General features: G+C 46.6%; 18 protein-coding genes. 9 read left to right on the forward strand and 9 right to left on the reverse strand.

From position 1 onward, the window contains the following. Positions 1-132: 132 nt before the first annotated feature. Positions 133-789, forward strand: coding sequence for a hypothetical protein (locus ACE1CM_RS16900; protein WP_374878674.1), 657 nt, complete (start codon positions 133-135; stop codon positions 787-789). A 77-nt stretch (positions 790-866) separates the two neighbouring features. Here the strand turns inward: ACE1CM_RS16900 and ACE1CM_RS16905 are convergent, their stop codons facing one another. Continuing rightward, positions 867-1,334 (reverse strand): hypothetical protein, encoded by a 468-nt coding sequence (locus ACE1CM_RS16905; RefSeq protein WP_374878675.1) that lies wholly within the window; start codon positions 1,332-1,334, stop codon positions 867-869. A 24-nt stretch (positions 1,335-1,358) separates the two neighbouring features. Between ACE1CM_RS16905 and ACE1CM_RS16910 the strand changes: the two genes are divergently transcribed. Beyond that, a complete protein-coding gene (locus ACE1CM_RS16910; RefSeq protein WP_374878676.1) occupies positions 1,359-2,054 on the forward strand; it encodes a hypothetical protein in 696 nt (231 codons plus the stop codon). Positions 2,055-2,261: 207 nt separating this feature from the next. Here ACE1CM_RS16910 and ilvD read toward each other — a convergent pair whose 3' ends face one another. After that, complete coding sequence (gene ilvD, locus ACE1CM_RS16915; RefSeq protein ID WP_374878677.1) at positions 2,262-3,947, reverse strand: dihydroxy-acid dehydratase; 1,686 nt, start codon at positions 3,945-3,947, stop codon at positions 2,262-2,264. Positions 3,948-4,341: 394 nt separating this feature from the next. Here ilvD and ACE1CM_RS16920 point away from each other — a divergent pair, with 394 nt between their 5' ends. After that, on the forward strand, positions 4,342-5,178 hold the full coding sequence (locus ACE1CM_RS16920; protein ID WP_374878678.1) for a pentapeptide repeat-containing protein: 837 nt from the start codon (positions 4,342-4,344) through the stop codon (positions 5,176-5,178). A 736-nt stretch (positions 5,179-5,914) separates the two neighbouring features. Here ACE1CM_RS16920 and sir read toward each other — a convergent pair. Beyond that, the gene (gene sir / locus ACE1CM_RS16925) at positions 5,915-7,897 is read right to left on the reverse strand and encodes a sulfite reductase, ferredoxin dependent (RefSeq protein ID WP_374878703.1); all 1,983 of its coding nucleotides are present in this window, start codon (positions 7,895-7,897) and stop codon (positions 5,915-5,917) included. A 465-nt stretch (positions 7,898-8,362) separates the two neighbouring features. Here sir and ACE1CM_RS16930 point away from each other — a divergent pair, with 465 nt between their 5' ends. Next, complete coding sequence (locus tag ACE1CM_RS16930; RefSeq protein ID WP_374878679.1) at positions 8,363-8,806, forward strand: hypothetical protein; 444 nt, start codon at positions 8,363-8,365, stop codon at positions 8,804-8,806. A 139-nt stretch (positions 8,807-8,945) separates the two neighbouring features. Here the strand turns inward: ACE1CM_RS16930 and ACE1CM_RS16935 are convergent, their stop codons facing one another. After that, entirely contained in the window at positions 8,946-10,034 is a 1,089-nt protein-coding gene (locus tag ACE1CM_RS16935; RefSeq protein WP_374878680.1) for a tol-pal system YbgF family protein, read from the reverse strand. Positions 10,035-10,114: 80 nt separating this feature from the next. Further along, the gene (locus ACE1CM_RS16940; protein WP_374878704.1) at positions 10,115-10,855 is read right to left on the reverse strand and encodes a 16S rRNA (uracil(1498)-N(3))-methyltransferase; all 741 of its coding nucleotides are present in this window, start codon (positions 10,853-10,855) and stop codon (positions 10,115-10,117) included. Positions 10,856-11,056: 201 nt separating this feature from the next. On the opposite strand from ACE1CM_RS16940, the gene ACE1CM_RS16945 reads away from it, so the two are divergent. Continuing rightward, a complete protein-coding gene (locus ACE1CM_RS16945; RefSeq protein ID WP_374878681.1) occupies positions 11,057-12,139 on the forward strand; it encodes an N-acetylmuramoyl-L-alanine amidase in 1,083 nt (360 codons plus the stop codon). Here ACE1CM_RS16945 and ACE1CM_RS16950 read toward each other — a convergent pair. Next, positions 12,136-12,477: an ArsR/SmtB family transcription factor gene (locus ACE1CM_RS16950; RefSeq protein WP_374878682.1), complete on the reverse strand. Its 342-nt coding sequence runs from the start codon at positions 12,475-12,477 to the stop codon at positions 12,136-12,138. The two genes, ACE1CM_RS16945 and ACE1CM_RS16950, sit on opposite strands and share 4 nt — an antisense overlap. A 90-nt stretch (positions 12,478-12,567) precedes the next feature. On the opposite strand from ACE1CM_RS16950, the gene ACE1CM_RS16955 reads away from it, so the two are divergent. The 3 genes from ACE1CM_RS16955 to ACE1CM_RS16965 all read left to right on the forward strand — a co-directional run bounded on the left by ACE1CM_RS16955 (position 12,568) and on the right by ACE1CM_RS16965 (position 14,825). After that, positions 12,568-13,008: a beta-lactamase hydrolase domain-containing protein gene (locus ACE1CM_RS16955; protein ID WP_374878683.1), complete on the forward strand. Its 441-nt coding sequence runs from the start codon at positions 12,568-12,570 to the stop codon at positions 13,006-13,008. A gap of 149 nt (positions 13,009-13,157) precedes the next feature. Continuing rightward, complete coding sequence (locus ACE1CM_RS16960) at positions 13,158-13,856, forward strand: MBL fold metallo-hydrolase (RefSeq protein ID WP_374878684.1); 699 nt, start codon at positions 13,158-13,160, stop codon at positions 13,854-13,856. A gap of 21 nt (positions 13,857-13,877) precedes the next feature. Continuing rightward, a complete protein-coding gene (locus tag ACE1CM_RS16965; protein ID WP_374878685.1) occupies positions 13,878-14,825 on the forward strand; it encodes a sulfite exporter TauE/SafE family protein in 948 nt (315 codons plus the stop codon). A gap of 127 nt (positions 14,826-14,952) precedes the next feature. Here the strand turns inward: ACE1CM_RS16965 and ACE1CM_RS16970 are convergent, their stop codons facing one another. Together ACE1CM_RS16970 and ACE1CM_RS16975 are read right to left on the reverse strand one after the other, a co-directional pair. Further along, positions 14,953-15,426 carry a DUF6882 domain-containing protein gene (locus ACE1CM_RS16970; RefSeq protein ID WP_374878686.1) on the reverse strand — a complete coding sequence of 158 codons (474 nt, stop codon included), beginning with the start codon at positions 15,424-15,426 and terminating at the stop codon, positions 14,953-14,955. Between the two features lie 591 nt (positions 15,427-16,017). Then, entirely contained in the window at positions 16,018-19,110 is a 3,093-nt protein-coding gene (locus tag ACE1CM_RS16975; protein WP_374878687.1) for an MFS transporter, read from the reverse strand. 433 nt (positions 19,111-19,543) lie between these two features. Here ACE1CM_RS16975 and ACE1CM_RS16980 point away from each other — a divergent pair, with 433 nt between their 5' ends. Next, positions 19,544-19,762 (forward strand): chlorophyll a/b-binding protein, encoded by a 219-nt coding sequence (locus tag ACE1CM_RS16980; protein WP_374878688.1) that lies wholly within the window; start codon positions 19,544-19,546, stop codon positions 19,760-19,762. Positions 19,763-20,349: 587 nt separating this feature from the next. Here ACE1CM_RS16980 and ACE1CM_RS16985 read toward each other — a convergent pair. After that, positions 20,350-21,687: an ArsB/NhaD family transporter gene (locus ACE1CM_RS16985; protein WP_374878689.1), complete on the reverse strand. Its 1,338-nt coding sequence runs from the start codon at positions 21,685-21,687 to the stop codon at positions 20,350-20,352. Positions 21,688-21,993 lie beyond the last annotated feature (306 nt).

Consider the following 21,993-nt stretch of genomic DNA (forward strand, 5'->3'; position numbering starts at 1 on the left):
AAAGTAAAAACATACTCGCGCTGGCATCAAAACGCTACAGCGTCAGATGCAGCGTTCCCAGAGAAGCTCAAATCCAGAAAACTACTCACCTGATTTCAGTCGCCAGGTAGGACGTAAGGTTGTTATCAAAAAATGATTATCTGTTTTGAAGGTGCGCCTGCGGTTGGCAAATCAACTACATCACAAATAATGGCAAATCGCTATAAAGCTTTTGTCGTACCAGAAGTAAATCTGCTGTTTGCGCGTCCCAAAAATGAGCCAGAAAATTGGTATCTAAACCGACAGGTTGCCCGATGGGAAATGGGAATGCGCCAATTAGACAATTTCGATTGGATTATTTTTGATGGGGACTTGTTTCAGCCTCTCTGGTTCAATTGGATATACTTTGATGAAGGTTGGACTGACCTTGAATCTAGTGAAAATTTTTTTCGGGAACAGATTATTCTAGATAGAATTGCATTCCCGGATATCTATGTCTTTTTTTTAACGACTCGCGAGCAACGTTGGGAAAGAGCGTTAAAAAGAGGACGGGAAAAAGGAAGGCATGAAGAAAGAATTAGAAAGAAATTTGAAAGGTATGAAAAACTGGTTGAGCCTCAAACAAGATATTTTCAAGCATTTAGAGAGCAATTCCCCGAAAAAGTCAAGGTTTTAGAGTCAGCCACGGTAGAAGAAAATCTAAAATTTATCATCTCAATTACTTTGGAAAAGAAAGTAGCACAAGCTCTTGAAGTTTTTGATTTTTTAGTGTCATGGCTGCGAGAAAATAAGCCAGAACAATTTGATTAAATCTCCCCTAATAAACCCAGACTTGCCATCAGTTTTTGAGAGTTAGCCAGTCTTTCAATTCTGTCTTCATAGTTTGTTCATACTTCTAGATTGATTTTATCTGAAGCCATTATTGCTGCAACTTCTTGCAATAACTCGTTCTGCTCTTTTTGCAGCACCTCTAAACGACTGGAAATTTCTGCCAATCTTTGCTTTTTATCCGGCAGAACTGGTTGAGAACTTGCCGGTGGTAAGGCGGGAACCGTCTTTTTATTTCCTGCTAATGGTTTTAAGGCTAAATCTCCAACTGCATTCAGGGATTTAGCGCCAATACCCAATAAGAAATGAAGTAATTTTATCGGCGCTTGCATCAGACTTCGCACGCCGATTTCGATTAAGTAACCCAGCAATTTAATCAGCTGCCAAATCAGCGCGATCGCAAACAATACTATCACCACGCTGATAATCGGATGATCGCTCATCCATATCAGTATCTGAATGAACCGGAATACTGCCGGATGCTCTTGCAACCAATAACTGGGGGAGGAACCGATCGCTATTTTCATAGTATTCAATATCACAGGTCTGGGATGGTCGAAACAGGAGTTTTTTTAAAGGAATGGGAATTTGGGTTTTCCGCTATTGTATCCTCTGAGGAAACGCGATCAATCTCTGGGAGCAACTCGAACGTGTACTTAAAATTCTGCGCCGCCGCTGCTATAGCCACCCCTTTTTCCCTAGCAACTACAGCCTTAGCAGCAAACCCCTCACTACGTCAACCCTTACCCACCTACCAAGTTACGTTGGTACACAATACTTTCTCCCCCTCGTCTACATTAGTTGCTCAAACTAGCTGGAACGAGTTTTCTTCTTCCGAGGGGAAGTTCGCTGTCTCGATGCCCGGTACTCCCAAGCAGGAGACAGAAACCGATGAAGATGGTTTAACCGCCCACTCGTTTACCGTCGAACTCCAAAATCCAGACAGTGCATACCTAGTAACTTACTATGATGTGCCTGAAGTTGCTAAAGCTACGCCAGAGCAAGTTAAAGAACTCCTCGATGGTACGCCGGATGCGTTTGCTAAGGGGGGTAATGCTAACTTGACGCGATCGCAAAACATTATCCTCGATGGCAACCCAGGCAGAGAATTTGAATTCACCTCCACTGAAGGTTTCTCCGGCAAGGGACGAGTCTATCTGGTGCAGCAGCGACTGTTTTTAGTCGTGGCAATTGCTCCTCAAACACAAAGCATTCAACGCTTTCTAGAGTCGTTCCGCCTGCTATAGCAATCCTACTCCTTTCCCTGGGAATGAATAGTTATTTAATTAACCGCAGAGGACGCAGAGGACACAGAGAGAAGAAATTTGAAGAGATTTTCAGTCCCTGTCTGAACATTGTCTCCGCGTCTGATGCGTCCTTCAACTCTCTTCTCTTCCTTGGCGTTCTACCCTACGGGAAGTCGCTACCCTTGTCTATGGCGTCTTGGCGGTTAATTAAAACAAATCCAAATCCGTCACGGCACCGATACTGCTCGAGGATACCAATTTGGCATATTTCGCCAGTACACCTGTTGTATAGCGCGGTTTGGGAGGTTGCCATGCAGCGCGACGCCGTTCTAATTCCTCATCGCTGACTTGCAGGTGCAACAAACGTTGGTTGGCATCGATGGTAATCCTATCGCCTTCTTGCACTAGCGCGATCGCTCCTCCCACCGCCGCTTCTGGTGCCACATGTCCCACAACCATTCCGTATGTCCCGCCAGAAAAGCGTCCATCGGTAATTAATCCTACCGAGTCTCCCAGTCCTGCACCGATAATTGCTGATGTCGGTGCGAGCATTTCCCGCATTCCTGGGCCACCTTTCGGGCCTTCGTAGCGAACGACAATTACTTCTCCCGCCTGAATTTTCCCCGCTAGAATCGCTTCTAGGCACGATTCCTCCGATTCATAGACTCTCGCAGCGCCGGTAATTTGTGGCTTTTTAATCCCGGTAATTTTTGCTACAGCCCCTTCCGTTGCCAAGTTTCCTTTCAAGATTGCTAAGTGTCCTTGGGAATACATGGGATTGTTCCAAGGACGGATAACATCTTGGTCTGCGGGTGGTTCATCCGGCACGTTGGCTAGTACTTCGGCGATGGTTTGACCCGTAATAGTCTGGGCATCTCCGTGTAGCAAATTATGCTTTAACAGCATTTTCATTACTTGGGGAATGCCGCCTGCTTTGTGCAAGTCTGTTGCTACGTACCTACCAGATGGTTTTAAATCGCACAAAACGGGTACGCGGGCGCGGATGGTTTCAAAGTCGTCTAAGGTTAATTCGACACCAGCGGCGCGAGCGATCGCTAAAAAGTGCAATACGGCGTTGGTGGAGCCACCGACTGCCATAATCACGGAGATGGCATTTTCGATTGATTTGCGGGTAATAATTTGACGGGGCAGAATTTGGTTGCGAATTGCCTCGACTAAAATCTTTCCAGATAGTTCGGTGCTTTCGGCTTTTTCTTCATCTTCGGCTGCCATTGTGGAAGAATAAGGCAAGCTCATGCCCAATGCTTCAAACGCACTTGACATGGTATTGGCAGTAAACATGCCGCCGCAGGAACCAGCACCGGGACAAGCACGACGTTCGACTTCGATCAGTTCGGTTTCGTCGATTTTGCCAGCGCTATATTGTCCTACGGCTTCAAACGCGCTGACGACGGTTAAATCGCGTCCGTTGTAGTGACCGGGTTTGATTGTACCGCCATAGACGAAAATAGCAGGGATATTCATGCGGGCGATCGCGATCATCGCCCCTGGCATATTTTTATCGCACCCGCCAATCGCCAAAACACCGTCCATGCTTTGACCTTTACAAGCGGTTTCGATCGAATCGGCAATTACTTCCCGCGATACTAGGGAATATTTCATCCCTTCGGTTCCCATCGAGATGCCATCGCTGATGGTAATCGTACCGAAGATTTGGGGCATGGCTCCCGCGTTGCGAAGTCCTGTTTCTGCCCGCGCTGCCAGGGTGTTAATTCCCATATTGCATGGGGTGATCGTACTATAGCTGTTGGCAACACCGACAATCGGTTTGGTGAAATCAGAGTCGGTAAAACCAACCGCGCGCAGCATGGCGCGGTTAGGCGATCGCTGCACCCCTTGAGTAACAACAGAACTTCTAAGATTGTCCGACATTTTTAACCCTTCTTAGAGAATTAATCATTTTGCATTTTGAGTTTTGAGTTAGATTCAGAATTTAGATCTGAGAACTCAGAACTAACCCAGCACGCTCTACCCTAGTTTGGTAGGGATCGCTATGGCAACACCGATGGCGCAACTGCAACACAACCCCATACAGGATGGGAAAAGCCGTTTTCTGGGCATCTTTAGTAATAGGTAGACCTCCAACAAGCTACCCTTGGTTTTCACGGCACTATAACGAGCAGAGTGCCATTTTTCATTTTCTCAGAATGATGCACTGTTGTTTGATATGAGCAACTAACCCAGGTGCGATTTCTGTGGATGAGAAAGTAAGTAATGGAAACCATAACCAGACAAACTAATCTGAAGGAACTGTGAGGCTATCTAGATGGATGCCAACGAACTGTTGACGCGATATGCTGCCGGAGAGAGGGATTTTCGGGAAATCAAGCTGCATGGAGTTTCTTTAATCGGTGCTGATTTGAGCGAGATTAACATGCGCGGCGCCGATTTAAGCGAAGCGAATTTAATCGGCGCCTCGTTAGTAGGCGCTAACCTGCGGGAAGCCAACCTGCGGGGAGCCAACCTGCGAGCGAACCTGAGCGAGGCTAATCTCATTACTGCTAACCTGAGCGAAGCGAACCTGATAGCCGCCAACCTGCGGGAAGCTAGCCTGCGAGGGGCTAGCTTAGTCAAGTGTACCCTGATGGGAGCGAACCTGAGCGATGCGAACCTGAGCGAAGCGAACCTGCGCGAAGCTAATTTAAGCAGAGCCAAAATGATTGATGTACCCCTGTGTCGAGCCAACCTGACAAAGGCTATCTTGAGCGGCGCCATTCTGGAGGGAGCTAACCTAACAAACGCCGTTTTGATTGGGGCGATTTTAGAAGAAGCCAATCTCACGAATGCCATTCTTCACGGCGCTATTTTGGAAAATGCTAATTTGAGTGGAGCCGATCTGAGTCGGGCAAAAATCAGCGGTACTAACTTGAGTGGCGCTTGTTTGAGTAAAGCCAATTTGCGAGGAGCGAACATGAGTTGGTCGAGTTTGCGCGGTGCAGATTTGCGCGGTGCTAACTTGTTCAGAGCGAAACTCGGCTGGTCTAACCTCAGTGGCGCTAACTTAACAGAGGCGATCATGATTGAAGCCAACCTCAATCATACTAACCTCCGCAACACCGACTTACGCTGGGCAATTATGCCCGATGGCAGAACTCACGAATAAATTTATTAACATCAAGGGTGCATGACTAGGCCAATATAACCGCCAAATCAACTCGGACAAAAGCTTTAGGGCGCGCGCATCTATGGGATAATTCACAGTATTCCCTGGTGGAAAAACGGTCGAGTTACAAAGGTGATGCTCGTGGAGGGTTAAAGTTTTAGGCAGCACCAGTTGAAGCGATAAAAGAGTAAAAGGTTGATGCGGTTTTTCCGCGTTTTTCCGATGAAATTATAACTGCAAAATCCAACGCCTCAGAGGGGCTTGTTGGGGCAGAAGGTAAAAATTAACAATATCTATCTGCTTTTATCTGCTGTTAAAAATCTCAAAAACTCAGTTGGCTCAAATACACGGTGGGGGCACGGCATCAACTACACTTTGACTTATGACAGACATTGTTCGATGCCGTGCCCCTACCTCTACAAAAATGGGGCACTTTGACTTGTCAAACAGATTGTTCGATGCCTTGCCCCTACCTCTACAAAAATGGGGCACGGCATCAACTACACTTTGATTTGTGAAAGACATTGTTCGATGCCTTGCCCCTACCTCTACAAAAATGGGGCACGGCATCAACTACACTTTGATTTGTGAAAGACATTGTTCGATGCCTTGCCCCTACCTCTACAAAAATGGGGCACGGCATCAACTACACTTTGACTTGTGACAGAGATTGAGCGATGCCGTGCCCCTACCTCTACAAAAACGAGCCTACCAAACTTGACCTCACCGCTCAAAATTAAGCGTCCGAATTTGCCTTTAAGTAGGCTTCTATCGCTTCAGTTGCTAGCTGAATCAGTGGCTTGCCTTCGCGGACTGCGGCTTCTTTCAGCCGTTGATAAACATCATCGCGCACGCTAATGCGACGCCGAACTTTACCGGGAACTGCTATTGATTCAATCGTTGCATCCTTTGTAACTTGACCGTTGGTTACTTCTGCTTCACCTAATTCAGGTTCGTAGGATGCGGCAAACTGGCGCAGTGCGTCGAACCCAACTCGATGACAAAAATCCCCAAAACTTTCTGGTTCTGGTTGCAGTTTTCGTTCTTGCTTGAAATAAACAAATAATGGTTCTAGGGTCGTCTCCAAATCCTGATGAGCTAGCTTCTCGGTGTAAACTTCTGCTAGCCGCGTTTGATGCGGATCTGCTCCCAGCCAAAGCTGATAGGAATTAGGCGCTTTACCCACCAATCCTATTTCTGCCAAGTAAGGACGCGCGCAGCCATTTGGGCATCCGGTCATCCGCACGATAAAGTGTGAGTTTTCTAAGCCAACTTTGACCAATAGCGCCCGAATTCGCGCTAAAATTCCGGGCATTGCCCGTTCTGATTCGGTGATGGCTAAGCCGCAGGTGGGTAATGCTGGGCAAGCCATTGAATAACGCAGAAGCGGGTCAATTTCTGTTTCCATCTTGATGCCGCAGCGGGTTAAAATATTTTGGATTTCTTGCCGCTGTTCCGGTTGGATGTCGCAGAAAATTAGGTTTTGGTGCGGTGTGAGTCGCATGGTTAAATTAAACCGTTCTACGATTTCGCGCAGGGCGGTTTTCAGCTGGAAGGAACCGTCATCTTTAATCCGCCCGTTTTCAATCGAAATACCCAGGAAAAGTTTACCATCTCCCTGTTCTTGCCATCCCAAGAAATCTTCATATTTCCACTCTGGCAAGGGTTTTAATGGTTGCAGTTTTTTGCCAAAATAACCTTCTACGGTGGTGCGGAATTTATCAACGCCCCAATCTTCTAGCAAATATTTCATCCTGGCGTGTCGCCGATTGAAGCGATCGCCATAATCTCTCTGGGTCGCTACAATCGCTTTAACTAAGTCGTAGACATCTGCTTTTTCTACATATCCAATCTCATCCGCAAGGCGAGGAAAGGTTTCTTCTTGGTTGTGGGTGCGTCCTAAACCACCCCCAGCGAAAACGTTAAATCCCAGCAACTCTCCTCGAGCATCGGTAATGACGACTAAGCTGAGGTCTTGGGAAAACAAATCAACGGAATTATCCCCCGGTACGGTGACGCTGCACTTAAATTTCCGGGGCATGTAGCGATCGCCGTATATCGGTTCTTGTTTATCGTTGATAATTGTACCGTTGCCGTTGCCCTGTCTTGCGGCTTTGACTTCGGGGTTTTCTTCGGCTGAGATTGCTTTTTCCCCATCTAGCCAAATTTCGTAATATGCACCCGTTTGCGGTGTTAGCAAGTCGGCGACGTTGTTGGCGTATTCCCAGGCATATTCGTATTCTGGGCGGTTTTTGAACGGTGCTGGGGGTGCCATGACGTTGCGGTTGAGGTCGCCGCAAGCACCCAAGGTCGAACCCATGTTGCGAACTATCGATGCGATCGCGCTCTTTAAATTCTGCTTTAAAATACCGTGCAGCTGAAACCCTTGTCGGGTGGTTGCTCTCAGCGTGTGATTCCCGTATTCGGAAGCTAGCTTGTCCAGCGCTAAATAAAGTTGCGGCGGAATGTATCCCCCCGGACTGCGGGTACGCAGCATGAACTGATAGTCTTTTTCCTGCCCTTTGACTCGGTTGTCCCGGTTATCTTGCTGGTAAGACCCGTGAAATTTCAAAATCTGAACGGCATCTTCGCTAAAGTGGGTTGTATCCTCTAATAGCTCCGTCGCCACGGGTTCCCGCAAATAATTACTGCGTTCTTTTATTCCTTCTACCTTGGACAGCTTTGAAGGTGAAATCGTTTGTGTCGGAGACTGGGTCATGGGATATACCAGGGCTTGCATGAAACAATTATTTTCCACCAGGTGTCCCTTGCGATCGCTTTTGGCCGCTTGAACCCTGTTTTCAATTATTCCGGTAATTCGGTCGGAATTCTGTACTTATCATTATTTTAACACGGTGCCTGGAAGCGGTCGTGGGTCGTGGGTCGTAGGTACTTATTCTTACTTTTCCCGGCATTGAGATTTTCTGTCAGTAGTAACGATTACCTACCGACTAGCTTTTACCTTCTGGGAAAATTCTTAGAGGTTTGTAAAGGTATGCAAAGGAAGCGTTGCTCGATCTTTCCCGAATCGTTTAAGAGCTAGCAGGTATCGCTGCCTTTTTAAATTTTGTTAAGAAAGGTCAAATTATCTTGCAAGAACGCCCCATAAACTTATAATTAAACCTGATGGCACTAACAATCCGCAATTTGGGCGAGCGACAGAGATATCCCAGGAGAAGTTATAATGTTCGGTTTTCTCAAAAAAAATGATTCCAAAGACGCGCCTAAAGCTCGTAAAGGGAGCAATGGCTTTTACATGGAATTAGACGAATCAAAGGCGTCAACGTCAGAAAATGGCAAGCAACCGGCAGAGTCAGCCGTAAAAGTCGAGACAGCAGCCGCACCCGCACCTGCGGCTGAACCGGCAAAAGCTACCAAGTCAGCAGCCAAATCCAAACCGGCTAAAGCCTTGGAAACAGCCACAGCCGCACCCGCAGCCGCACCCGCAGCCGCACCGGCTAAACCCGCCGCACCCGCAGCCGCTGCTAACGGACAAGCTCAACCCCAGGCGATCAAAACTTTTGCTCCCGACTATTTGCTGACGCTGACAAGTACAAACGGGCGTCGTCGTCCGGGTGCGAATATGAATTCGTTCCTGGAAATGGCTCGTCAGATGAAAACAAAATAGAATTTGAGATTTGAGATTTTGGATTTTGGATGCGTGGATTGTGAATGGAATTCCAATCTAAAATCGGCAATTTGAAATCTGCAATTGGTTAGATGGAATTCCAATCTAAAATCTGCAAGTGGAAATCTGCAATGGGAAATTACCCATTACCAGGAACAGGTAGATTCTTAAGAAAAACCAGCCCGCTGTACAACTGAAAAGCAGGGTCCCAGTGGCTTTCAGTGCGGCGAAACAGGTGCATGTGGGATTTAATCCGGTCTAGAAGTTCGGTCTGATCTAAAGCTGTTTCGGCAAAAGGGGTAAAATCAGACCAAACTTTTGTATTTGGTAGTTGATGATTGAGGAATTCCAGCAAGCGGTTCCAGTTTCTGCGGATGGTATCTTTATCGGGTTCGGGAGTCAGGTGAATTCCATTCTGAAACTGGTAACCGCTATCGTAAAGCCGTAAAATAGAGCGCCTGCTGGGTAGGTGCAGGTCGCAAAATTGGGCGTAGTCTTGGGTTTGGACTTTGCGTTGCAGTTTTTTGCGGTAATCGAGGTCTACGACTTCCTCAAAGATGGGTAGAAGTCCGTCTACCCGGTGGCTGACTTCCGACCAATTAAAGGTTAAGGAACCGATGCGATCGCTCTCATCGGTGCAAATAACGGTAGGCTGGGGAAAAGCTGTCTGGAAATAGCTGACGCGAAAAACATTGATTTTTTGAATTTCCCCAATCGCCACCCAAAAACAAGGTATCTTAGCTTCCCGCAACTGTTGACCGAAAAATTTCAGTTCCCCAATCGCACCCGTGCGGTATAAACGCCAACCGCGACTTTGCAGCAGCAGGCGCGCGGTGTAGGGATCGATATTCATAATCCGGGCAAAGTTTTGGGCAGCTGCGGTTTTGGCTTCTGGCGGTACAGGTTCTAAAATTAACACGCCTATTTCCGTACTGCCTGGCTCGGCTTTGGCTTGAGCGATCGCATTTTTTCGCTGTTCTTTTTTGGTTGTTTCCACTCGCTGCAATCCTTGACGTGCAGCAGTAACGATTTTGGGGTTGGTAGAATCGCGCAGCAGTTGGCGATACACTTTTTCTGCTGCTGCCAACTTTCCGGTTACTTCGTGCAGGCGTGCGGTATAAAATTGTACCGAAGGGTTGTTGGGGGAAGTTTTCAGCAACTGTTTGAGCAATTGGGCGGCTTCCCGATAGTCTTTACGTTCAAACGCGGCGGCAACTTTTTCTATCATGGGTAATTGGTAATTGCTAATTGCTAATTGCTAATTGCTAATTGGTCATTAGTTTTCTTGCTGCTCCTGTGCTCGTCTGCTCACCTGCTCACCTGCTCTTGTTCAAAAGCAGCTGATATCAAAGATAAAGCGACTATGGGGGCGGTGAGGGCGCGGAGGATGCGTTTTCCCAGGGAAACGGGTTGAATTCCGGCGGCGCAAGCTTGCTCGATTTCTGCGGGTGTCCATCCGCCTTCTGGGCCTGTGGCAATTGTAATCGTGGTTTGGGGGGATTGATTCGCTATTTTTACTGTATCCTGCAAGCAAGTGAGTAAATGGGGAAAGTCCCCGCGTGCTTCGCAGATATAACGATAGTTTTTTTCTGATGATAATGCGCCAGAAAAAGGAATGGGGTCGAGAATTTCGGGAACGATGACGCGTTCTGATTGTTCGGCGGCTTCTATGGCAATTTTGCGCCAGCGTTCTAGTTTTTGGGGACTGGGGTGAAGTAGGGTGCGATCGCTGACTACAGGTATCAAATTTGTCACCCCCAATTCTGTCGCTTGACGGACAATTTCATCAAATCCATTTTTGGGTAGTGCTACCATCAGCGAGACAGTGACGGGTAACTCGGTTTGGACGGAAATTGGTTGTAAAATTTGAGCTTGAGCGCCCTCCAAAATAGCCAGCCACCATTGTCCTTGTCCGTTCATGGCGATAAAGCTTGCGCCTGCTTGTAACCGCAACACTCGGCTTAAATAATGCTGTTGTTGGGGCGTTAGTTCAATTTGTTGCCCGTGCAATTGTGACGGTGAGATTACTAGCCGTTGCAGTTGAGTCAATTGATGTTCCTGAATCCATTTCAAGATGTTTCTGCTTGCACTTAAAAGCACTTCCACTACGATAATAGGGTTTGGCGTTCCCACTGCCCCCATCTGAGGAGTTGAGCGTTCGCACCAACTAATTTCGATGTATAATCTGGATTTGCCATTTGCTGGTGTCTAGTAACTCGTTATACCGCGCGCGGGATTGGAGACATTATTTTGAAATTACATCAGCTCTTACCCGGTCTTTTAGGCTTTTTTTTACTATCTTCTCCGGTAGAAGCAGCTAATTTACGGTTTTGGCGCTTTGATGCCAATGCTGGCAGGCTGGTCTTTAGAACCGACCAAGGGATTCAACCCAAGGCACAACTGCTGTTCAATCCGACTCGTTTGGTAATTGATTTGCCAGGGACATGGCTAGGAGGATGGCCCACGGCGAAGCGGGAAGTGGGAGAAGTGATTCGTTCTGTGCGAGTGGGACAGTTTGATGACCGGACAACGCGCATTGTAATTGAATTGGCTCCAGGTTACTCCCTAGACCCCCAACAAGTCAAAGTCGTCGGCATTTCACCGACTACTTGGACAGTACAATTACCAACTCCCCAACCCATGGGCGCGGTTATTAGTCCCCCACCCGCCGATTTGGTTTCCAATCCCGACGCTAGCAGTCCGATACCCGTACCCCCGCCCCCCTCACCCCCACCCATACCACCGCAACCTGCTTTTGAACCGCCTGTTGAGAGGATAATACCCCGCGTTCCCAAAACCCGCCCCGTCGTGGTCATAGATCCCGGACATGGGGGCAAAGATGTAGGCGCGATTGGCGTTGGAGGAATTCACGAGGCAGATATTATTTTGTCAATTTCCCAACAGGTGGCGCGAATATTGGAACAAAGGGGTATTCAAGTCGTGATGACGCGGGACAGCGATTATTTTGTCGATTTAGCGCCACGAGTGGTAATCGCAAAGCGGGTGGATGCGGATGTGTTTGTCAGCATTCATGCCAATGCGATTGATAATCGCCCTGATGTTAATGGATTAGAAACCTATTATTTTGGTAACGGCGCTGTCCTGGCGCGGACAATCCACAACAGCATTTTACAGAGTCTTGATATTAATAACCGAGGCGTGCGCCGCGCTAGATTTTTTGTTCTCCGGAATAACCCGATGCCTGCTGTTTTAGTGGAAACGGGTTACGTGACTTCCCCATCGGAGAGTCGTAGATTGACCGATCCAGCTTACCAAAGTCAAATGGCGGCGGCGATCGCTCGCGGCATCCTCCAGTATCTAGGCATGAACTAACCCCTTAGGTTTTTCAGTTCTTCTAATTGTTGAGTTTGTTCGTCGAGTCGAATCCCTAAGCGATCGCATACCACTTCGCATAACTGAAACACGATTGGATCGGTAATTTCGTAAAACACACTCGTTCCCTGTGGCGTGCGAGTCACAATCCCTGCTTGCGCCAGCACCTTCAAATGCTTGGAAACATTCGCCTGTCCCAGTCCCGTCGCCTCGATAATTTCCGTCACGTTTTTCCCTCCAGACTTGAGACAGCACAACACTTGCAACCGACTCACTTCCGACAAAACTTTGAAATACTCAGCCACGGCAAGAAGTGCTTGCCCAGACACCTTTAACATACAAACCTAAAAATTACGTCTTCAGGGAGAGCTTATCTACCATATTACCAGATAGTAATATAGTAGATAGAGTTGATCTCCAAGATAGCAATGGAAAACGTCAAAAAGATCGATGAGGATATTACCGTAGCAGGACAGGTGACGCCAGAGCAGTTGCAACAAGCAGCGGCAGAGGGTTACAAGTCGGTGTTAAATCTGCGATCGCCCGACGAACAGGGATTTTTGCCGGATGAACAGCAGCTAGCAGAAGCTGCCGGACTGGAATACGTCAACATTCCCGTCAAACCCAGCGAGATGACAGAGGAATTGACCGATAAAGTTTTAGAGCAAATTGACGCACTACCGAAACCCGCTTTGATTCACTGTGCTAGTGCCATGCGCGCCGGTGCGATGGCATTCATGAATCTGGCAACGCGGCGAGGTATGACAGCAGAACGAGTGTTTGAGAAAGCAGGCGAGGCGGGTTTTGATTGTAATGCCAACCCCCAGATGAAGCAGTTCCTGGAACAATACATTTCCACACACAGCTAGTAATGCAAGTTGGTAATGGCTAATGGCTAATTGCTAATTGCTAAGGGAGGATTTTTCCTAACACTAGCTATTAGCTATTAACCATTAGCCATTAGCTCCAGGTAGCAACTTGAGTTACTATTCAAACGCGCTTATAGGAGCAAAAGCAGATGTTATTTCGTCAATTATTTGACTCTGAATCGAGTACGTACACCTATCTAATTGCAGACGCAGAAACAAAAGAGGCGATTCTAATTGACCCAGTGCTAGAGCAAGTAGACCGGGACTTGAAACTGCTGCAAGAATTAGGATTAACCCTGCGGTACTGTTTAGAAACACACGTTCATGCCGACCACATTACAGGTACAGCCAAATTGCGGCAAGCTACAGGTTGCTTAGGTATTGTGCCAGATAAAGCTGATGTTGGTTGTGCCGATCGGCAGATCAAAGATGGAGAAAATCTGGGATTGGTAAGCATTACAATTGAAGCGATCGCTACACCCGGACACACCGATAGTCACATGACCTATTACGTCAATCGCGACCGAGTATTGACAGGCGATGCTTTATTCATCCGGGGTTGCGGTCGCACCGATTTCCAAAGTGGCGATGCGGGAACTTTGTTTGACTCGGTAACCCAAAGGCTATTTACTTTACCCGATGAAACCCTTGTCTATCCCGCTCATGACTATCGCGGTCATACAGTATCGACAATAGGGGAAGAAAAGCAATGGAATCCTCGTTTTGTCGGACGCAGTCGCGACAACTTTATTGAGTTTATGGGAAAACTCAACTTACCAGATCCGAAAAAGATAATGGAAGCAATCCCCGCCAATGAGCGTTGCGGTAATTTAGTTGCTGCTAGTTAAATTTTCCTCCCATTACCCATCATGATTACCTGGATTGTTGGTCATGTTTTAGCTGCCTGTATCGGCATCAGTTTGGGATTAATAGGAGGAGGAGGATCGGTTTTAGCCGTCCCAATTTTAGTTTACGTCATGGGGGTGTCACCGAAGCCAGCAATTGCCATGAGTTTATCGATCGTGGGTGCTGTTAGTCTGATCGGTGTGATTCCCCACTGGCAGCGCGGCAATGTTAATTTAAAAACAGCCTTTATCTTTGGCGCTGCCACAATGTTAGGTGCTTTCTTTGGAGCAAAAATCGCTACGCTTCCTTTTATTACTGGCACAATTCAAATGATTTTATTTGCTGTGATGATGATGATAGCGGCTGGGTTTATGATTTACAAAAGTCAGAAACCTGCTGCTAAAACCGCTAATAATCAACTTGATTTGAGCTTATATCCCAAACCGATTTGCAAATATTGTTGGTTGTGGATGATGAGCGAAGGTTTAGGCGTAGGTGTGCTGACGGGATTGGTGGGCGTAGGCGGAGGATTTGCCATTGTGCCTGCACTTGTTTTATTGGGAAATACACCGATAAAACAAGCAGTTGGCACGTCACTGGTAATTATTGCTTTGAATTCTGTAGCAGCTATTTTAGGATATCTGGGACAGGTGCAGTTGAACTGGAATTTAATCGCTTCTTTTACAGTAGCCGCTAGTTTGGGAACCGTGGGGGGCGCTTATTTATCTCAGTTTGTTAACCCTAGGCAACTTCAGCGAGGGTTTGGTTATTTTCTCGTTGTTATTGCCAGTTTCATTCTGTTCCAAAACCGCAGCAAATTCTACTCTTCTCAGCAATCTATCGAACATTATCAGCAGCAAGATCAGCGGGAAGTCTATAGCAGTTTGTCACCCTTGTGGCGCAAGGCAAGTGTAGCGGCACCCTTAAGGGTGCCGCTACACAAACTCAGCCCGCAAGACAAGGGCTATTAACTTATGGAAAATAAAGTGTATTCTATCAAGTCACAATCCGCTATAATCCTAGTTGCGCTTTCATTGGGTTTTAGCAACGTTATATTTAATTGCAACTTGGTAGCAAATGGGTGCTGGGTTTCGTGCCTCAACCCAGCCTACTTTCTACAGTTTCTATCTCATCAATAGTAGCGAAAACCCAAACCCCTCCAGCCGCTGCACGATAACAGCCCATTGATTTGAGGTGGTGACATGCCATTGCAGCGATTTCCCAGACGGTTTCTGATGCGGCTGGGAAAATTTTGTTTTCAAATATTTTCAATCCCGTAATGCTGCCCAATTGTTTAAGTTGCTCGGCTTTCTGTTTGAGTGTATCGGGGATAAAAGGATATTCCCACGCCCACATCCAGGTTGAATTGGTTGTTGAATAAGAACCTAGTGGCGTAATTTTCGCCATTAATTTAACAGTTGAGTTTTCTTTGAATTTTAAAATTCCTCGCTCCCAGTCAATCTCATATTTTTCGCAGTATCCTATGCCGAATTCTGCTTTTAAATAAAATTGCTTTTTCTCTAATTCTTCGTAACAATGGTCTAAAAACTGGTCCAAGTCGGTGTAATTCATAATTGAGACACCATAAATCTAATAAATCAAGTTGCTAGGTAATAGGTTGTGACAGCGGGAATTGGGAATTGGGAATTGGGAATTGGGAATTGGATTAACAGGCTTTTGCCGTCAGCAGTCAGAAACCCGGTTTATTCATAGACGATTTTTCAGAGAAACCAGGTTTCTTTGGCTCGATGTAACTAACTCAAGTTGCTAGTTATCTCTCTGGGAGCGGCTAATGGCGTTCCCAGGCTCTGCCGTGGTCACGAGGCTAATGGCGAGATTGGTAACAATCCTATATTAGCAATTAGCAAGCTTGCAACGCGCTTGTTTATAACTAGCAATTTGCGTTAACTAGCAACTTGAGTTAGTAGTAGATTCACTTCTTTTACCTCCGATTACGCAAGAAAGGTGGGGAAGGGGAGGATGGGGAAGAAAAAACCCTCGCTCATCTCCCAGATTATTTTTCCCACAGCAACAAACGGAATTCACATCGGCGATAAAAAAAACCGGGTTTCTTAAAGAAACCCGGTTTCTGGGTAAGCGATAAAAAAGCCTCCCAAGATTGAGAGGCTTGGCTTTCAGGTTAGCGGAGAACAACTTTAAAGACTAGGTGGCGACAGCGATCGCACCCGCAAGTGCAGCAGCTATAGCCGACAGCAGCGCGGTGCCAAATAACCACCAAGCGGCGGTTTCGGCGGCTTTGCGGGTTTCTTCAGCTTGTTTAGCTGCTTGTCGCTTGACTTCTTCCACACGTCGCTGTGCTTCCTGTTGAATCCGTTCTGCGCGTTGCAGGACGTTGTTACGTGCTGATTCAATTTGGTCGATAATGCGGTTAGCATCGGCTTCGGAGATATCCTCGCGGGAACTTAAAAGCGCTACCAGGGTGTCGCGATTGAACTCGCCCAGACGATGGCGTAAAGCATCGAAACCTGCTTGCCGGTCTTCAAACACCCGGCGGACATCGCGCTTGATGCCATCATAGTTGAGTTCGGGACGATCCAAGGAGTTAAGGTAGTTGCGGATGCGGGCAAAAATCCCATCGATTACATCTTGTATGCGACGTTGGATGGTTCGCACTTGTTCCACAAATTGATCGCGCACTGCTAAAACTTGATCCACAATGCGCGTAGCTTCTGCCTCAGATATATCCGGACGCTGAGATAGCAATTTTATCATCGTGTCGCGGTCGATCTGCGCGAGGCGATCGCCTAAACTTTCCATTCCCACCCGCGGATCGTGGAGCAACAATTGCAAGTCGCGTTTGATACCTTCGGGGTTAAGGGCATCTTTGCCCGTATTCCGCAGGTATTCTGCCAAAGTTGCTTGGAAATCTTGCACTTGGGCTTGCGTCCGCTTCGCGAGGCGGCGAGGCGCTTTGACGATGTTGCTAATCGAATCTTGTACTTGGTCGATAATTTGATTGACTTGGTCTTCGCTTAAGTCTTGCCGCTGACTCAGTAATTTTACGAGGGTATCGCGATCTATTTGAGACAAGCGACGGCGGAGAGCGCTCGCGCCTTCTTTGGGGTTGTCGAAGAGTCGAGCGAAGTCGCGTTTGATACCTTCGGGGTTGAGTTCGTCTTTGCCGGTATTGCGGAGGTAGTCGGCGATCGCATTGGTAACGTTGTCGTATTGTTCCTTCGCTTTATCCGCTACAACTTGCGGCGCGTGGACAACGCTACTCCAAGACTCTTGAACTTGATCGACAATCCGATTCACCTGATCTTCGCTCAAGTCTTGACGCTGGGACAGCAGTTTCACCAAAGTATCCCGGTCAAAGCGAGACAAACGGGCACGGATCAAATACATACCAGCGCCTGGGTTATCCAGCAGGGTCCGCAGATCCCGCTTAATCGCATCGGGGTTGAGTTCTTCTTTCCCCGTATTCCGCAAGTACGACTCTAAATTCAACCACAGCGCTTCCGCTTCAGCTTTGGCGCGATCTTGCAGACCTTTCGCTTCGGACGCCACGAGATCGCGGGTTCTTTCCAAATCGTTGACAATCGCGTCAGCTTCTGTAGGAGTTATATCTGCGCGCTGATAGAGCATTTGCAGCAAAGTAGCGCGGTCTAATTGAGCGAAGCGAACCTGCAACTGTTCGTAACTCCCCTGGGTATCTTCCAGCAGCGGTTTGAAATTGCTCAGAATACCGGAAGTATTGAGTTGTTCTTTAGGTGTATAACGAAGATAATTTTCCACTCGCCTGCGGAGGTCGAAGATTTTTTCCCGTTCTTCTGCCGCAATAACCGAGTTTAAAACCTCTAACCGCACTGATTCCAAGCGGTCGGCAATTTGGTTAATTTCTTCTTGGGTAAGCAGACCTTTTTCTTGCAGGATATTGAAGAAATCTGCCCGCTTAATTTGCTCCAATTGGCGGCGCACTTCAATCGGATCTGCTTCCGCATCGTAGATTACATCTCTAAATTCCTGCCTGACTGCTTCCCGGTTTAATTGCCAGGGATAGGCATTCATTAGATAGTTTTCCATATCCAATCGAATCGTATTGGCAGGTTGTGGTTGACCAGTTAGTTGCTTTGCACCACCAGCTACTCGATCTTTAACCTCTTGCAATCGATTTAAGATTGATTGGATATCTAAATCCGACAGATCTGTTCTTCCCATTAGTGCGCCGGTAATCGCACTCATCGCCATTTGGCGTGCTTGACCGAACAAACCGGGAGCTTTTTCGGTTTGTTCTTGATTTGCTTGCTTAGCAGCGCGCATTTCTGCAATTAATTGGTCGAGTTTCCCGCTTAATTCGGGGGATTTTAACTCTTTAGCTGATGCAGATTTGAGATAATCCACCAATTCCCCCATCACATCCCGCTGGGGTAGGCGATTCGTGGCTTGTTTCCAAGCGCCTTCGAGTTGGTCTACAATCCGGTTGGCGTCGCGTTTGGAAAGATTGGTGTTTTTGGTCACCAAATCTACAAACGTATCGCGATTAATGTTTTTGAGGTTTTCTGGAGAAATAGATTTCAAATCTGGCGACGCCAGCAAGGATTCAAATTCGCGCCGGATTGATTTTACATCTAAATCCGCAGGGCGCAGAGTTTCCAGATAATCTTCCAGGGAATGGCGGATATTAACCGGATCGATGGCGCTACCAATTTGCCGACCAACTGCGGCGGCGGCGGCTTCGGCGGTAGCAACGACTTGATTGCTTGCTGCTTTCGCACCCAACGCCGCCGTCGCGGTGCCTACAAGCGCTTGAAACCCGCTAGTAGCGGTATTGACAATCGAACCAATTAACGATCCTACAGTTGTCGAACTCGCCCAAACTAGCAGCGAGAAATATGCACCCCAGATCACCAAACCTAGAATAGCGCCCAAACCGACATCAAAGGTGAGCAAGCTGAGATTTACTGCTAAAAAACAAGCCAGGAATAAGGAAAGCGTGACGGTGACTAAAGTCCAAATTCCCACAGTTTTGCTAACTTTGTTAATCGTACCGCCAAAGCTACCAGAATCATGACGATCCGAGTCGGAATCATCATCTGATTTGCGTCCCAAATAGGAAATTCCAGCAGCCACAGAAAGGTTAGTTAGTAACAATTGGAACGCAAAAGCCAGCACTATCCCAGCAATCAAGGCTTCAAAAAACCGCACCGAAGAAATTGCTTCCGCTGCTGCGACAGGCACGGGAACCACCGGATCTGGCACGGGAACCTGCAACAGCCAAAATCCTATGTCAATCATAGAAATTCCCTCATTTTGTCTTCTTTTTGAGATTTATAGAATACACCCCGACAGTAGGGACACGGCATCAACAATAAAGAATAGTTTTGACAACTATTTATTTTTGCCGTGTCCCTACGCCGTAATTGGGGAAAAATTCACCCCCCTTGGGTTAGAATGGCTGGATATGAGGGTTAAAAACATCTCTCCCAAGTCTGAACTTTGCTTCAAGAGCAGGATTGAGAAGCGAGTTTATATAAAGTTGGAATAATTGATTTATTTTCTAGCTATTTGCTCACTTTCTAGAGATAGAGTTTTTTAGTGAAAATGGGAATTTTGAGATCAACCTTTAGATAGCTTGCTTTATGTACCTATAGACAGACATCGCTGTTGAGGAGGGTAGCTACTATCAAAGTATCAAACGTTAAGTAATGTAAATCGAGGTTTGGAAATTATGCAAACTCCTGAAACCCGCAGCACCACCAATCTACCTCCTGTTGCTCTAGCCTACAACGGTAAAGACCGCAACGCTTTCTTGTTTGGCTTCAATCCCCAAGCAGAACTGTGGAATGGTCGTCTCGCTATGATTGGCTTCCTCGCCTATTTGCTGTGGGATATGGGTGGCTATAGCGTTCTGCGCGACGTGCTGCACTTCATCTCTTATACCCACTAGAAACTTAACCCAACTCTTCTCTTTCATTAGTTGTTAGTTGTTAGTTATTAGTTGAAGAGGCATCAGCTAACGATTAATGACTAATAACTAATTTGTTTTTTAGGTATTTGTTAGATTGTAGGGTGCGTTAGCGACAGCGTAACGCACCGTTACCCTCTTTTGCAATTTTATAACCCCTTTTTTAAATGAACCGCCATAGACAAGGGTAGCGGCTTCCCGCAGAGTAGACGCCAAGAACGCCAAGAAGAAAGAAGATTATAGGGGTTGTCGATCTGGATTTAATATTAAGCTGCTACGCATTTAAATCCAATAAAGAGGCGGGCAAGATGCCCACCCCACAAGAAGAAGGAAAAATTTGACTCTCAAATTAGGTGCGTAGCAGCTTACTACTATTTTTATTCAAACACTTTGGCGGTGCGTTACGCTGTCGCTAACGCACCCTACTATATAAAAACACATAGTGCGTTACGCTGTCGCTAACGCACCCTACTATATAAAAACACATAGCAGAATCCCGGTTTCTTACAGAAACCGGGATTCTGAACAAAATTGTCGATTAGTGCCTAAATGGTTGGTGCAACCCGCCTCTACAATAAAAAACGAACGATGACAAACAAGGCGGATGTTATTAATTGCAATGTCATTACCGGGATGCCGTAACGCAAAAATCTTTGAAACGTGATTCGGCGTCCGTGTTGTTCAGCAATTCCCGCCGCTACGATATTTGATGATGCGCCTACTAGGGTGCCATTCCCTCCTAATGTTGCCCCAAACATCATGGCATAAAATAGCGGCAGCACTTCGGGGGGAAGCTGTCCTTGAAAGTCTGGCGATAAAACTTCGGCTCCTACTAATCCTACATTGACAACATATTGTTTGAGTAATGGCACCATCGCTACTACGAGGGGAATATTTGGAACCACGCTGGATACAAGTCCCACAAAAAAGAGGATAGCTATCGAACCCAAGGCTATATTTTTTCCTAAGATTGTTGCCAATACTCCTGATAAACCTTGAACGACGCCTGTTTTTTCCAATCCCCCAATTAAAACAAAAATCGACATGAAGAATATTAAGGTACTCCAGTCTACATCGCGCAAGATATGGTTGACTGTATCTATTTTGGTATGATGAGCCAAAAGCATGGCTAAAGCAGCTCCCAGTAAGGCTGCCGCAGCAGGTGAAATGGGAACGGGTAGGGATTCTCCTACGACAAAAAACAGCAGTACAAAGGCTATAATTAATCCTCCCACTGCCAAGACTCGCGGATGGTTAATTTGAGGATGGGGGAGTTGGTTGAGGTTTTCTAATTTGGTGTTCCAAATTTTACGAAATAAAAATGGTAGGGTGGCGACTACGGTAACAATAGCAATAACGCCACCTAAACTGAGGCGAAATAGGTAATCTGTAAAGCTGAGATTGATCGCATCTCCGACAATAAATGTTGCCGGATCGCCGACGATGGTTAACAATCCGGCACTGTTTGCTACAAATACCATTAAAATTAGTAACGGAACAAAATTTATTCCTACTTCTTCTGCCATTGGTGGAATTAAAGGTGCTAACAACATGACGGTTGTGGCGTTGGGTAAAACGGCACATATCGGCGTTGTAATGCCAACAATAGCTAATAGTAAAAGATTGCCTCTACCTTTAGCAAATATCACCATTTGGGTGGCTAAGTAGTCAAAAATTTTGGTGGGTTCAAAGGCGCGCACCAGTACCATGATTCCGAAGAATAAACCCAAGGTTCCGTGACTTTGACCAATATAACCAATGGCTTCTGGCAAAGTCATAACGTTTAAAAATACGAGTAGCACTGCACCTAAAAATGCGGCAATGGTTAGGTGTATCCACTCGGTCATGACTAAGAAGATGACAGTAACAAACGTTATCGTAGCGATGATGGCTTGCCAGTTTTCCACGGTATACCTCTATACAGAGTGAATGACTTGGTTGAATCTTACAGAAAAAACTCGATCGTAAAGATGGAATTTGCTGAATTTTTTGTAAAGTAATTCAGTTTTGTAGGTGCTGGTGCGGAACTCGCGATCGCTTCCTCTGGGATACAATACCGCCAGGGAAAATGTAATTAGGCGATCGCGTAGTTAATCGATGTCTCTACTGGCATAACACCAAGTATGACATTAGTGATACTTTAAGATTGCGGATTGTCAATTTAAGCATTATTGACTAAATCTCAATCTGAAATCTGCTGTTTTCAGGAGGTA

Origin of the sequence: Microseira sp. BLCC-F43, from assembly GCF_041929235.1 — a bacterium.
Lineage (GTDB): Bacteria > Cyanobacteriota > Cyanobacteriia > Cyanobacteriales > Aerosakkonemataceae > Microseira.